General features: G+C 53.1%; 14 protein-coding genes. 6 read left to right on the top strand and 8 right to left on the bottom strand.

Annotated features, from left to right (window positions below; genetic code table 11):
* Both xerD and B9Z35_RS04800 read right to left on the bottom strand, forming a co-directional pair.
* Complete coding sequence (gene xerD / locus B9Z35_RS04805) at window positions 1-927, bottom strand: site-specific tyrosine recombinase XerD (protein WP_370444114.1); 927 nt, start codon at window positions 925-927, stop codon at window positions 1-3.
* Complete coding sequence (locus B9Z35_RS04800; protein ID WP_108282481.1) at window positions 923-1,885, bottom strand: tripartite tricarboxylate transporter substrate binding protein BugE; 963 nt, start codon at window positions 1,883-1,885, stop codon at window positions 923-925. Before B9Z35_RS04800 ends, xerD begins: the two co-directional genes overlap by 5 nt.
* Window positions 1,886-1,983: 98 nt before the next feature.
* Between B9Z35_RS04800 and B9Z35_RS04795 the strand changes: the two genes are divergently transcribed.
* The 5 genes from B9Z35_RS04795 to arsC all read left to right on the top strand — a co-directional run bounded on the left by B9Z35_RS04795 (window position 1,984) and on the right by arsC (window position 6,789).
* Entirely contained in the window at window positions 1,984-2,889 is a 906-nt protein-coding gene (locus B9Z35_RS04795) for an AEC family transporter (RefSeq protein WP_108282480.1), read from the top strand.
* Between the two features lie 90 nt (window positions 2,890-2,979).
* A complete protein-coding gene (locus B9Z35_RS04790) occupies window positions 2,980-3,237 on the top strand; it encodes a type B 50S ribosomal protein L31 (RefSeq protein ID WP_104800388.1) in 258 nt (85 codons plus the stop codon).
* A gap of 63 nt (window positions 3,238-3,300) precedes the next feature.
* Complete coding sequence (locus B9Z35_RS04785; protein WP_108282479.1) at window positions 3,301-5,031, top strand: hypothetical protein; 1,731 nt, start codon at window positions 3,301-3,303, stop codon at window positions 5,029-5,031.
* A 6-nt stretch (window positions 5,032-5,037) separates the two neighbouring features.
* The gene (locus tag B9Z35_RS04780; protein ID WP_108282478.1) at window positions 5,038-6,417 is read left to right on the top strand and encodes an MATE family efflux transporter; all 1,380 of its coding nucleotides are present in this window, start codon (window positions 5,038-5,040) and stop codon (window positions 6,415-6,417) included.
* Window positions 6,418-6,429: 12 nt separating this feature from the next.
* Window positions 6,430-6,789, top strand: a complete 360-nt coding sequence (gene arsC, locus B9Z35_RS04775) for an arsenate reductase (glutaredoxin) (RefSeq protein WP_108282477.1) — start codon at window positions 6,430-6,432, stop codon at window positions 6,787-6,789.
* Here arsC and glmM read toward each other — a convergent pair.
* From glmM to B9Z35_RS04755, 4 genes are all read right to left on the bottom strand, one after another.
* Window positions 6,786-8,117, bottom strand: a complete 1,332-nt coding sequence (gene glmM, locus B9Z35_RS04770) for a phosphoglucosamine mutase (RefSeq protein ID WP_108282476.1) — start codon at window positions 8,115-8,117, stop codon at window positions 6,786-6,788. The genes arsC and glmM overlap by 4 nt on opposite strands.
* Window positions 8,118-8,171: 54 nt before the next feature.
* Window positions 8,172-8,996: a dihydropteroate synthase gene (gene folP, locus B9Z35_RS04765; RefSeq protein WP_108282475.1), complete on the bottom strand. Its 825-nt coding sequence runs from the start codon at window positions 8,994-8,996 to the stop codon at window positions 8,172-8,174.
* Between the two features lie 54 nt (window positions 8,997-9,050).
* The gene (ftsH, locus tag B9Z35_RS04760; protein ID WP_108282474.1) at window positions 9,051-10,964 is read right to left on the bottom strand and encodes an ATP-dependent zinc metalloprotease FtsH; all 1,914 of its coding nucleotides are present in this window, start codon (window positions 10,962-10,964) and stop codon (window positions 9,051-9,053) included.
* Window positions 10,965-11,071: 107 nt separating this feature from the next.
* Entirely contained in the window at window positions 11,072-11,746 is a 675-nt protein-coding gene (locus tag B9Z35_RS04755; protein WP_108282473.1) for an RlmE family RNA methyltransferase, read from the bottom strand.
* A 34-nt stretch (window positions 11,747-11,780) separates the two neighbouring features.
* Here B9Z35_RS04755 and B9Z35_RS04750 point away from each other — a divergent pair, with 34 nt between their 5' ends.
* Window positions 11,781-12,254: a YhbY family RNA-binding protein gene (locus B9Z35_RS04750; RefSeq protein ID WP_108282472.1), complete on the top strand. Its 474-nt coding sequence runs from the start codon at window positions 11,781-11,783 to the stop codon at window positions 12,252-12,254.
* Here B9Z35_RS04750 and B9Z35_RS04745 read toward each other — a convergent pair.
* Together B9Z35_RS04745 and greA are read right to left on the bottom strand one after the other, a co-directional pair.
* On the bottom strand, window positions 12,251-12,685 hold the full coding sequence (locus tag B9Z35_RS04745) for a DUF4149 domain-containing protein (RefSeq protein ID WP_108282471.1): 435 nt from the start codon (window positions 12,683-12,685) through the stop codon (window positions 12,251-12,253). The genes B9Z35_RS04750 and B9Z35_RS04745 overlap by 4 nt on opposite strands.
* A 9-nt stretch (window positions 12,686-12,694) precedes the next feature.
* A complete protein-coding gene (greA, locus tag B9Z35_RS04740) occupies window positions 12,695-13,171 on the bottom strand; it encodes a transcription elongation factor GreA (RefSeq protein WP_108282470.1) in 477 nt (158 codons plus the stop codon).
* Window positions 13,172-13,180 lie beyond the last annotated feature (9 nt).

Here is a 13,180-nt window from a genome sequence, read left to right as displayed (position 1 = left end):
TCAACCGCGCGGGTGGTGCTGGCCATGCAAACTCTTCAAACGCTCACGCGCAATGTGGGTGTAGATGGTGGTCGTGGAAATATCGGCATGCCCAAGCAACATTTGCACGGCGCGCAAGTCGGCCCCGTGATTGAGCAAATGTGTGGCAAACGCATGGCGTAAGGTGTGCGGTGAAATCGGCACATGGATTTGCGCTTGCAAGGCATAGCGTTTGATGAGCTGCCAAAACATGGCACGCGTCATGGATTCACCTGCATTTTTACCGCGAACCGTCACAAACAACGCTTCGGTTTGATGGCCCGCCAACAGCGCTGGACGCGCCTCATTCAAATAGCGTTGCAACCAATCACGCGCCACTTCGCCAAACGGGACCAAGCGCTCTTTACTTCCCTTACCCATGATGCGCAACACACCGTCGTTCAAGCTCACGTGCAAGGTTTTGAGGTCGACCAACTCACTTACCCGCAAACCACTGGCATAAATCAACTCCAGCATCGCGCGGTCGCGCATGCCTAAACCGGTGGACACATCGGGCGCGTTGAGCAAACTCTCCACCTGCGCCTCAGTCAAACTTTTGGGCGCACGCGCAGGTTGCTTGGCTGTGAGTAGTTTCAACGTCGGGTCAGCCAACAACATGCGCTCACGCAGGGCCCATCGGTAAAAACGTTTGAACACGGTTAAGCGACGATTGGCGCTGGTCGCTTTGGTCTCGGCATGACGATGAGCAAAGTACTGCTGCAAGTCTGACTCTTGAGTCGCTAACAAATGCGTCCCCTTGGCGTTCAACCATGCAGACAGCAAATTCAAATCGCGCCGATAAGCTGCCAGGCTGTTCGGTGCCAAACCGTGCTCTAACCAAAGCGCATCAATGAAGATATCTATATTGGCATCAGGAGCTGATGCCTGGAGTGGAGTCAAAAGATCAATCCAAACTTAGTTTTTGCTCGTTCACCACGCGTTTATACACCTCGAACTCGGCTTTGATTTGGGCGCCAAATTGCTCCGGGGTGTTGGCCACAATCAGTGAGCCTGTGTCCTCAATACGTTTGCGGACGGCTGGGTCTTCGAGCGCTTTGCGAACCCCTGCGTTGATCTTATCCACAATGTCTTTGGGCATGCCTTTGGGCCCATAGATGCCGTAAAACGCCATGCGGTTGACAGGCTCTAGCCCTACTTCTTTGAAAGTTGGCACATTAGGCAGCACAGCCAACCGCTGCGGAGCCGCCACCACAATAGGCACCAAGCGGTTATCTTTGATGAAAGGCAGCGCGGAAGGCAAGTTATCAAAAATCATTGGCACTTGTCCAGCTACGGTGTCATTCAACGCGGGGCCTGCCCCACGATAAGGAATGTGAGTCACAAATGTTCCGCTCAAGTTCTTGTAAAGCTCCATCTGCAAGTGACCAATGCCGCCTGTTCCGGACGATGAATACGAATATTTGCCAGGGGAACGTTTGAGCTCAGCCACATACGCCTTGTAGTCTGCGGCGGGAAAACTGGGATGTACAGCAATGATGTTGGGGGTCGCCGCCACATTGATGATGGGTGAAAAATCAGTCAATGGGTTGTACGGAATCTTGGCATTGATCGCGGGGTTGGCTGCTGTGGTTGAAACTGTGGCCATGCCCAAAGAATACCCATCTGGGGCTGCCTTAGCTGTTTCATTGGCGCCGACCACGCCGCCACCACCTGCTTTATTCACCACCACAACGGTTTGACCTAAGGCTTTGCCCAACGGGTCTGCAATGGTGCGCGCAATGATGTCTGTGGTGCCACCAGGGGCAAATGGCACTTGTAGTTGAATCACTTTGTTTGGATAGGCTTGCGCAAAAGCAGCCCCTGTGATGGCCAAAAGTGAAAGTGCAAAACATTGGCGACGAAGCATGGGCAACTCTCCTCAAACAGTGCGTTTAGTTAAACCTCAATCGCATATTAATCGCATTCCAGACAATCTCGAATTCAACTGAGGTTATTCTCTGTCTCGTGAATTACGCTCAACTCCTCTTCCCAGACTTCTCGCTCATTCTTTGCGGGTATTTAGTATGTAAATACACAGCGCTCAACCGTACCGTATGGGAGCAAGTTGAGAGCTTGGTTTATTTTTTTCTGTTTCCCGTCTTGCTTTTCAACTCCATCGTACGGACGTCGTTGGACTTGCAGGCAGCTTCTCACCTCATCATGGCGGGTTTGCTTCTGGGTGTCAGTAGTATTACTTTGTCATATTCAATCCCTAAGCTGCCATTACTAAAAAAGTACATCGACACGCAATTGCATGCCTCAAGCGCCCAAGTGGCATTTCGCTTCAACTCATTCATAGCCTTGGCTTTGGCTGAACGTATTGCAGGACCGCAAGCATTACTGCTGATCGCTGTCTTGATCGGTGTATGTGTGCCGTTGTTCAATGTGGCCGCCGTTTGGCCCATGGCAAAACATGCACAGCGAAGCTTTGGGCAAGAGCTGATTCGCAACCCGTTAATTTTGGCCACTGCTTCTGGACTGATTGTCAACATCATTGGATTGCATGTGCCTAACTGGATGGAGCCCACGCTGCAACGCATGGGAGCCGCGTCCCTAGCCTTGGGACTTATGGCTGCAGGTGCTGGCATGCAATTTGGGCACCTGATGAAGGCAAAAAGTTTAGCCGTGGCACTCTTGCTCATACGTCACCTTATCTCACCATTGATAGCCTGGGGGCTTGCTCGAATGTTTGATCTGGACAGCACCCAAACCAGCGTCTTGCTGGCCTTTTCTGCGCTCCCTACCGCATCAAGTTGCTATGTCTTAGCCAGCAGAATGGGCTACAACGGAGCATTTGTGGCTGGGTTAGTGACAATTTCTACACTTTTAGGCATGCTTAGCCTGCCGTTTGCCTTGGGTATGTTGCAATAAAAACCTATTCTTCATGGCATAATCAGGTGTTTTGCGGAAAGTGTGTCGAAATAGGTCGGCGTGGCTACCGCAGCTGCTCAAGGAAAAGCGATGAAAGAAGGCATTCACCCTAACTACCGTGAAATCTGTTTCATGGACATGTCTAACGGTTTCAAATTTGTGACACGCTCATGCGCTAGCACAAAAGAAATGATCACCATGGAAGACGGCCGCGAATTGCCGTTGTACAAGCTGGATACAACCAGCGAGTCACACCCCTTCTATACAGGTACACAAAAGTCTGTCGATAACATGGGCGGCCGCGTCGAACGCTTCCGCAACAAGTACGGCAAAACCATCGCCAAGTAAGCCACGCGCTCACTTCAAACAAGGCAGCCCGGCCCTCCGTGCTGCCTTTTTTATTTTAAAAACGTGACCCAAACTACACCTGCTATCGTTCCGCAAAGTGCTGTGCGTCGCTTGCCACGCGTAGCACTGTGGCTATTTTGTGCCGCATATGTTTTGCCTGGTTTGTTTGGCAGAGAACCATGGAAGGGCAATGAGTTCACAGCTTTCGGACATATGTTGGCCCTTGCCGAAGGCGCTAGCGATTGGTTTAACCCAAACGTTTGGGGCCAAGCGCCCGAGCTTGACGCATTACTTCCCTACTGGCTGGGAGCGTGGGCCATCCAAATAGCGCCAGAGTGGATGTCTGCCGGACTTGCCGCGCGCATACCTTTTGCTATTTTGCTGGGGATCACACTAACCACCACTTGGCATGGTGTTTATTACCTTGCTTTAAGCCCACAAGCGCAGCCTGTTCCTTTTGCTTTTGGCGGTGAAGCCAAACCCAAAGACTACGCGCGAACAATTGCGGACGGTGCAGTTCTCGCACTCATCGCATGCTTAGGATTAACGCTCCTGTCACACGAGGCCAGTCCGATACTCACGCAACTGGGCTTCGTCAGCTGCGCGTTTTACGGTGTAGCTGCATTGCCCTATCACCCGCGCTACAGCTTAAGCGCACTGTGTATTGGATTGATCGGGTTATGCCTGAGTGGCGCACCAAGCTTCGCAGTGTTAATGGCACTTGGAAGCGGCTTGCTCTGTCTGCTTGACAAAAGAAGCACGACTGTCGAAACAGCACGTCAACATGCACTTTTGTTGCTGGCCATCAGCGCAGTTGTGGCCATGATTGCTACGTTAACTGACGTGTGGCATTGGCGTTTACTCCCTCAGCTCAGCAACTGGCAAGAGTGGCGCAGCCTGTTTCGACTTATGTCATGGTTCACATGGCCCGCTTGGCCACTGGCTGCATGGACCTTGTGGCGTTGGCGTCATCAATGGACATCTGTGCATTGGAGTCGTCACTTGGTTTTACCCATGTGGTTCATAGGTTTGATCGTCGCGACAGCGTTGTTAACGCGCTCTTCCGATCAAACATTGCTTCTATCCTTACCAGCCTTCGCTAGCTTGGCGGCTTTTGCATTACCCACTTTGCGACGCAGTGTCGCAGCACTAATTGACTGGTTCACACTGCTTTTTTTCTCAGGATGCAGCATCGTCATTTGGGTCATTTGGATTGCGATGCAGACGGGATGGCCAACACAACCTGCAGCCAATGTGGCGCGTTTATTTCCAGGCTTTCAGCCTAGCTTTGGTTGGCTCGCATTCCTTATCGCCATCACTGGAACCATTGCGTGGATTTGGCTCGTGAAATGGCGAACCTCTAAACATCGCCATGCACTATGGAAAAGTTTGGTTTTACCTGCGGGTGGCACTGCCTTGTGCTGGCTTCTGCTTTTGACGCTGTGGCTTCCTCTTGTTAACTTTGCTCGAAGTTACAAACCTTGGGTACAACAAATCGAAGAGATCATGGTCAAACAAGATGCAAGTCAAATCAAAGAAGCTTGCCTCCTAACCTATGGTCTAGACATGGGGCAGATGACAGCATTTCATTACCACGGCGGATTCCAAGTCAAAGTGGTTGAAATGAGCACACTGGAGCAACAGCGTAAGTGCACGTGGTTATTGGTAGATAACGATCTACGCCCCGACTTGGGTGATGTCGTTGACCTGCGCGAATGGTCACGCGTCCGCACCATTCGTCGCCCCTCGGACAATAACGAAGATGTGACGCTTTACTACCGCCGTCATCCTTAAGCCACGATGAGCAGCGAACGCGCCACCATCATGCGGCACGCCGGCACGGTGATGGTCGGACAACTCGCGGTGATGGCTTTCAGCATCACCGACACCTTGGTGGCTGGTCACTTTGCCGATACAGCACTCGCAGCATTGGCCGTAGCCTCTGCCACTTATGTCACCGTGCATATTTCACTCATGGGGATGCTGCAAGCCTTGCTGCCTGTCTGGGCTGAATTGCATGGCGCACAACGGCATTCAGAAGTAGGTCGCTCCGTGCGACAGGCCATGTACCTGTGCGCCATCACAGCCAGTCTGGGCATGTGGGCCCTTCTGTGCCCTGGCCTGCTACTAAGCTGGACACAAGTGCCGCTTGATTTGCAGGCCGATGTACGCGGCTACCTCAACATCGTGGCCTTTGGGCTGCCCGCCTCTTTGCTGTTTCGCATGTACAGCACGCTCAACCAAAGCTTAGGAAAACCCAAGTTGGTGACCTGGGTACAAGTGGGCGCTTTGGTGGTCAAAATTCCACTGTCTATCATTTTGGTTTTGGGTATTCCAAACGTGCTATCCCCCATGGGTTTAGCAGGATGTGCATGGGCCACTTTGGTGGTCATGCTTCTAATGTTGGGGTTAGCGTTTTGGCTAATCCGCACACAAGACTATTACAAGCCCTATCGCATTTGGGCACCCATGGAAAAACCGCACCCGGCCACGCTGCTTCGCTTTGTACGTTTGGGCTTACCCAGCGGGTTGGCCATTGGCGTAGAGGTGACCTCCTTCACCCTCATGTCTTTGTTCATTGCACGCTTGGGCGTGGTGGCGACAGCCAGCCACCAAATCGTGTCGAACATGACGGCGGTGCTCTACATGATTCCTTTATCACTCTCTATCGCGAGCAGCTCGCGTGTGAGTTATTGGGTGGGCGCAGGGCAAATTCACCGCGCGCGTAAGGCGCTGCGCACAGGTCTTAGCTTGGTACTCTTGCTGAGCGTGACTTTGGCAGCGCTGATTGGCTGGCAGCACCAAACGATTGCGCAGTTTTATACACAGTCGCCAGAAGTCGCCTCACTAGCTGCCACCTTGCTGTTATGGTTGATGCTGTATCACGTGGCGGATGCTGTGCAGGTTTTTTGTGTGTTCACACTGCGTTGTTACGGCATCACGGTATTGCCGCTCATCACCTACACCGTGTTGTTGTGGGGCTTAGGTTTAGCTGGCGGGTATGAAGTGGCTTATGGCGCAGGTTTTGATGTATCGAGTTTGACATGGCTCACAGCTCAGTCACCCATTGCGTTTTGGCAAACAGGCAGTTTGGCCTTGTATGTGACCACCGCTGTTTTATTGCCCGTTTTGTGGCGAGCGGCTTATCGTCAGAGACATGACAAACACGCACATCATTGAATAGAGAGCCCAATGAGTCAGATCAAGATTTATCACAACCCCAAATGCAGCAACTCACGCAATGCCTTAGCGTTTCTGCGCGAGCATGGCCATGAGCCTGAAATCATTTTGTATTTGGACACGCCACCCACGCGGCAAGAGTTACAAGACATCATCCAAGCCACGGATGTTTCGGCGCGCGCCTTGATGCGCAGCAAAGAAGCCATCTATGGTGAGTTGAGGTTAGACAACCCCGACCTCACAGAAGACGTCTTGATTGATGCGATGCTGGCCCACCCCGTGCTGATGAACCGGCCCATCGTTATCACACCCAAAGGCACACGCTTGTGCCGACCGCCTGAGTTGGTGTGGGAGATTTTGCCGACGACTTAAGCCGCCAAAGTATCGGCAATGCGCTTGGCGCACGCGTTAGCCTGCGCTTCATCACGCGCCTCAACCATCACGCGCACCAAAGGCTCGGTACCGCTGGCACGAATCAGCACACGACCAGTGTCGCCCAACTCGGCCTCGGCCTTTTGGACTTCTTCTTTCATGCGAGTGTTGGATTGCCAGTCTTGGCCGGGGCGCAAACGCACATTGATGAGGGTTTGAGGGAACAGCGTCACGTCTTTGAGTAACTCGGCCATGGCTTTGCCGCTGCGCACGCAGGTTTGCAAAATCTGCAGTGCGCTCACCAAGCCGTCACCCGTGGTGTGCTTGTCCAAAGCCAGCAAGTGGCCCGAGCCTTCGCCGCCCAAAATCCATTTGTTTTTGGCGAGTTCTTCCAGCACGTAACGGTCACCCACCTTGGCGCGTACAAAACCAACGCCACGTTTTTTCAAGGCGACTTCCACCGCCATATTGGTCATGAGTGTGCCCACCACACCAGGGACGACTTCGTCATTGGCCAATCGGTCGTCCGCCATCAGATACAACAACTCATCGCCGTTGTACAAGCGGCCTTGGGCATCCACCATTTGCAAGCGATCCGCATCGCCATCTAAGGCAATGCCAAAGTCAGCATGGTTAGCTTTCACAGCACGCACTAAAGCATCCGGATGCGTGGCGCCTACTTCGTGATTGATGTTCAAACCATCGGGGCTGCAACCGATCGCAATCACATCGGCGCCCAACTCGTGGAACACCTTGGGGGCGATGTGATACGCCGCACCATGCGCCGCATCCACCACAACCTTCAAACCTTTGAGCGTGAGATCGTTTGAAAAGGTGCTCTTACAAAACTCAATGTAACGGCCCGCCGCATCGTCCAAACGCTTGGTCTTGCCGAGGTTGGCCGAATCCACCCACACAGGCGCTTCATCCAACGCAGCTTCTACAGCCAGCTCCCAAGCATCGCTGAGCTTGTTGCCGTTCGCACTGAAGAACTTGATGCCGTTGTCGGCAAATGGGTTGTGGCTGGCACTTATAACCACACCAAGGCTCGCGCGTTGTGCGCGTGTGAGATAGGCCACGCCAGGTGTGGGCAATGGCCCGAGCAGCACCACATTCACGCCCGCAGAGTTAAAACCAGACTCCAAAGCCGACTCCAGCATGTAGCCAGAGATACGGGTGTCTTTGCCAATCAACACCGTGGGGTGCGCTTCGGTTTGCTTGAGCACACGGCCCACCGCATGGGCCAAACGCAATACAAAGTCAGGAGTGATAGGCGCTTGGCCCACCGTGCCGCGAATGCCATCTGTGCCGAAATATTTGCGTGTCATCTTTTTGTACCTCGATATTTTTTTATTGTTTGTTATTGGTTTGAGTCGATTGTCTCAAACTTGAGCAGCCTGCCAAATTTTGAGCGCCTGCATGGTTTGCGCAACATCATGCACACGCACCAAACGTGCACCGCGCTCCACAGCCAAGACTGCAGCCGCTACGCTAGGCACCATTCGCTCTCGCACCTCGCAACCCGTCACCACACCAAGGGATGATTTGCGTGACCACCCCACGAGCAGCGGATAGCCCAAAGCCAGCAACTGGTCTTGATGGGAAAGCAACTCAAAGTTTTGTGTGACCGTTTTGCCAAAACCTATGCCGGGATCTAGCGCGATGCGCTCTTGCGCCACACCCATCGTCTGCAATGCTTGTGCTTGGTATTTCAAAAACTCTGCAACTGGCTGAATGCAAGAGCCTTGCATCGGCAAGGTCTGCATGGTTTGCGGCTCGCCATGCATGTGCATCAAACACACACCACACTGGGCATGCGCAGCCAACGCTTGCTGCGCACCCGTCTGACGCAAAGCCCACACATCATTGATGATGTCTACGCCGACATCCAACACAGCTTGCATCACCTCCGCCTTGTAGGTATCCACAGAAACCGGCACATTCAATCGGACTGCTTCGCGCACCACAGGCAACACCCGCGCCAACTCATCTTCAAGTGACACAGCAGGCGCACCGGGCCGGGTGGACTCGCCACCAATGTCCAAAATGTTTGCGCCTTCTTTGAGCAACTGTTCGCAGTGCGCGAGAGCTGCACGCATGTTGGCATGCTGGCCACCATCCGAGAACGAATCCGACGTCACATTGACAATGCCCATCACCTGCGGTTGGCTGAGATCAATGCGAAAACGTGTGGTTTGCCAAAACATAAATGCTCCATGAAAAACGGGGCTTGCGCCCCGTTCTAGGTTCAACCCAATCGCTTAAGCCGCGCTGGGTGATGGGTCTGCTTGCACAGCAGGAGTGCCACCTGTGCCATCACCACCTGATGGTGCGCGGGGTGTCCAGTCTTTAGGTGGACGTGGCTCACGACCTTCCATGATGTCGTCAATTTGCTCTTTGTCGATGGTTTCCCACTCCAGCAAAGCCTTGGCCATGACGTGCATCTTGTCGCTGTTGAATTCAATCAAGCGGCGTGCCAAGTTGTATTGCTCATCAATGATGCGACGCACTTCCACATCCACTTTTTGCATCGTGGCTTCAGACATGCTGGTGGTCTTAGTGACAGAGCGGCCCAAGAACACTTCGCCTTCATTCTCGGCATACACCATGGGACCCAAAGCATCAGTCATGCCGTAGCGGGTGACCATGTCACGTGCAATCGAAGTGGCTCGTTCAAAGTCGTTACTCGCGCCCGTGGTCATTTGGTTCATGAACACTTCTTCGGCAATACGGCCACCGAACAACATGCTGATTTGGTTCAACATGTATTCTTTGTCGTAGCTATAGCGGTCTTTTTCAGGCAGGCTCATGGTCACACCCAAGGCACGACCGCGAGGAATGATGGTCACTTTGTGCACGGGGTCGCACTTGGGCAACAACTTGCCAATCAAGGCATGACCTGATTCGTGGTACGCAGTGTTGCGACGCTCGTCTTCGGGCATCACCATGCTCTTACGCTCGGGGCCCATCAAGATTTTGTCTTTGGCTTTTTCGAAGTCTTGCATCTCGACCACACGCGCATTGCGGCGCGCAGCCATCAAGGCAGCTTCGTTACACAAGTTAGCCAAGTCAGCACCGCTCATGCCGGGTGTGCCACGTGCAATCACGCTGGCGTTCACGTCTTGGCCAATTGGCACTTTGCGCATATGCACATTCAAGATTTGTTCACGGCCACGGATGTCAGGCAATGTCACGTACACCTGACGGTCAAAGCGACCGGGGCGCAACAAAGCGGCATCCAAAATGTCAGGGCGGTTAGTAGCAGCCACCACGATCACGCCGAGGTTGGTTTCGAATCCATCCATCTCAACCAACATTTGGTTCAAGGTTTGTTCGCGTTCGTCGTTACCGCCACCCACACCAGCGCCACGTTGACGACCCACGGCATCAATTTCGTCAATGAAGATGATGCAAGGTGCGTTCTTTTTGGCGTTCTCGAACATGTCGCGCACGCGAGCAGCGCCCACACCCACAAACATTTCAACGAAGTCTGAACCAGAGATGCTGAAGAAAGGCACTTTGGCTTCGCCAGCAATGCCTTTGGCCAGCAAAGTTTTGCCTGTACCGGGAGGGCCGACCAACAACAAACCGCGTGGAATACGACCACCCAGTTTTTGGAAGCGTTGCGGATCTTTCAAAAAGTCCACCACTTCTTTCACTTCTTCTTTGGCTTCATCGCAGCCCGCCACGTCTGCAAACGTCACTTGGTTGTTGTTCTCGTCCAGCATGCGGGCTTTGCTTTTGCCGAAGCTGAATGCGCCGCCTTTGCCGCCGCCTTGCATTTGACGCATGAAGTACACCCACACGCCAATCAACAGCAGCATGGGGCCCCAGCTGACCAGAAGCGTCATCAGGAGTGAACCTTCTTCACGGGGCTTGACGTCAAACTTCACGCCGTTGGCAATGAGGTCGCCCACCAAACCGCGATCGAGGTAAGTAGCTGTTGTGCGGATCTTGCGCTCGTCGTTGGTGACAGCAGAAATCTCTGTGCCGCCTTGGCCTTCTTGGATGGTGGCAGTCTTGATGCGCTTGGCACGAACTTCTTCGAGGAAGTCCGAATAGCCAAGATAACCAGAGCCAGCGCCTGGGCGAGTTTCAAACTGTTTGAACACGGTGAACATCACCAAAGCGATGACCAACCAAACAGCGACTTTTGAGAACCATTGATTATTCAATGTGGGCTCCGAAATAAAAAGAGTACGAGATGTACTGAGATGGGCTTGATTTTAGGCGTTTCAAGCGCTACAGGCAGCTTTATTCACATGAAGCAGCCTTAGAAAACTCAAGGAATTAGAGGAACTCGGCTTTTCACACCCATACCAACCAAAAAGGTTTCACTTGATTTGTCGCGACTGGCCTTTGGTTTGATGGGTTTGACCACACGAAACGTGGCTTTAAAGAGATTCACCAAGTCGCTGTAGCCGCTGCCATGAAAGAGCTTCACTACCAGAGCGCCATCATCTTTGAGGTGGTTTTGAGCAAAGTCCACTGCCAGCTCAATCAAATGGGCAATGCGGGTGGCATCGGTCGATTCAATGCCTGTCAAGTTAGGCGCCATGTCAGACACCACCACGTCCACGATACGCCCCTGCAAGGCGGCTTCCAGCTGCGCCAAGACCTCTTCCTCACGGAAGTCGCCCTGAATGAACGTGACGTCTTCTACGGGCTCCATGGGCAAGATATCCAAACCGATGATCGTTCCGTTCAAAGTGCCAGATGCTGCGCCTGTAGGCGACATACGTCGGCGCAGGTATTGGCACCAAGCACCAGGCGCACAGCCCAAGTCCACCACCACATTGCCAGGCTTGACGAGGCTGAGCTGCTCGTCAATTTCCTTGAGCTTGTAGGCCGCACGGGCGCGATAGCCTTCTTTTTGGGCCAGTTTGACGTAGGTGTCGTTCACATGGTCGTTCAACCATGTTTTATTGACCTTTTTGCTTTTAGTTTTAGCTTTCAATTCATACCTTTGAGCGAGCGGGGATAATACCCGCATGTCCGCAATACAACTCACACCTGCTCAACGCAAAATTCACCGCGCCGAAGCGCACCATTTAGACCCAGTCGTGATGATTGGCAACGATGGTTTAACGCCTGCCGTGATCAAAGAAGCCGAGATGGCGCTCAGCGCGCACGGCCTCATCAAAATCCGCGTCTTGGGCGACGACCGCCAAGCCCGCGAAGCCATGTTTGTGGCTTTGGCCGACCAACTCAATGCAGCCCCCATTCAACACATCGGCAAGCTGTTTGTGTTGTGGCGTCCACGCGCTGAAAAAGAACGCACCGTCGACGAAGACCGCATGGCAGGTCCACGCGATGTGAAAGTGCTCAAGTACAGCAGCCGTGGCGGTCAACGCCCTGAAGTGAAAACTTTGCGCGTGTTGGGTAACCAACGCCTGACCTCTGGCGGTCAAGTCAAACGCGCCAAACCGAAAAAGATTTCGGTCAAAAAACGCAGCTTGGGTTAATTGTCAGATGCTGAGCTTGCTTCAACTGCAAGCTCGCTCTGAGCAGGACACAAAGACCACAGCGTCTTACCTGCGCAAACCCACTGCAACACATACAAAGCAGTGCCCAAGTTGTGCCAAAAAGCCAAATTATCGCGAGCCACGATGTGCGGCTTCACAGCCACCTCAAGTAACAAAGCGCACAACATGCCACCAATCACCCAGGGTGAAGGCGTATGCGAGTCATCTTGATTTAAACGCTTAGCCGCCAGCAAGAGCAGTAAACCACACACAAAAGAAAGCCAAGATTGCGCAGTGAATAACTTGGCAGCCATTTGCCCTGCGATGGCCGGTGTTTCCAAATGGATGAACAACATGGGCACCACCATGAAGCCCACTGCACACAGGCTACCCCACCACAGCGCAGCCAAAAAGATTTGTAGCCGCGCCATGTGAGGGTTTTAAAGGTAAGAGACCTTGACCACTTCGTAGTGTTTCACACCGCCCGGCGCTTGCACTTCAGCCACATCGCCCTCTTCCTTGCCAATCAAGGCCCGGGCAATGGGGCTGCTGATGTTGATGAGGCCAAGTTTCAAATCGGCTTCGTCTTCGCCAACGATTTGGTAAGTCACCTTATCGCCAGAGTCTTCATCTTCCAAAGCAACTGTGGCACCAAACACCACACGACCACCTGCATCGAGAGATGCTGGGTCAATGATTTGCGCCACCGACAACTTGCCTTCAATTTCTTGAATGCGGCCTTCGATGAAACCTTGGCGGTCTTTGGCTGCGTCGTATTCAGCGTTCTCGCTCAAGTCGCCCTGTGCGCGTGCTTCGGCAATCGCAGCGATCACGGAGGGACGCTCGACGGTTTTGAGTTTGTGCAACTCGTCCTTGAGCTTTTCTGCGCCACGTTTGGTAATGGGAACTGTACTCATCGTGTGTCC

It is taken from the genome of Limnohabitans sp. Jir61 (assembly GCF_003063545.1).
In the GTDB taxonomy this organism is placed as follows: Bacteria; Pseudomonadota; Gammaproteobacteria; order Burkholderiales; family Burkholderiaceae_C; genus Limnohabitans.
Note: the sequence above shows the minus strand (reverse complement) of the source record. Positions and strands in the feature narration are given on the sequence as shown.

Coding starts and splice junctions, on each gene's coding strand:
- B9Z35_RS04800 (WP_108282481.1), bottom strand. CDS start 1,885: ATGCTTCGTCGCCAATGTTTTGCACTTTCACTTTTGGCCATCACAGGG.
- B9Z35_RS04790 (WP_104800388.1), top strand. CDS start 2,980: ATGAAAGAAGGCATTCACCCTAACTACCGTGAAATCTGTTTCATGGAC.
- B9Z35_RS04780 (WP_108282478.1), top strand. CDS start 5,038: ATGAGCAGCGAACGCGCCACCATCATGCGGCACGCCGGCACGGTGATG.
- arsC (WP_108282477.1), top strand. CDS start 6,430: ATGAGTCAGATCAAGATTTATCACAACCCCAAATGCAGCAACTCACGC.
- glmM (WP_108282476.1), bottom strand. CDS start 8,117: ATGACACGCAAATATTTCGGCACAGATGGCATTCGCGGCACGGTGGGC.
- folP (WP_108282475.1), bottom strand. CDS start 8,996: ATGTTTTGGCAAACCACACGTTTTCGCATTGATCTCAGCCAACCGCAG.
- B9Z35_RS04750 (WP_108282472.1), top strand. CDS start 11,781: ATGTCCGCAATACAACTCACACCTGCTCAACGCAAAATTCACCGCGCC.
- B9Z35_RS04745 (WP_108282471.1), bottom strand. CDS start 12,685: ATGGCGCGGCTACAAATCTTTTTGGCTGCGCTGTGGTGGGGTAGCCTG.
- greA (WP_108282470.1), bottom strand. CDS start 13,171: ATGAGTACAGTTCCCATTACCAAACGTGGCGCAGAAAAGCTCAAGGAC.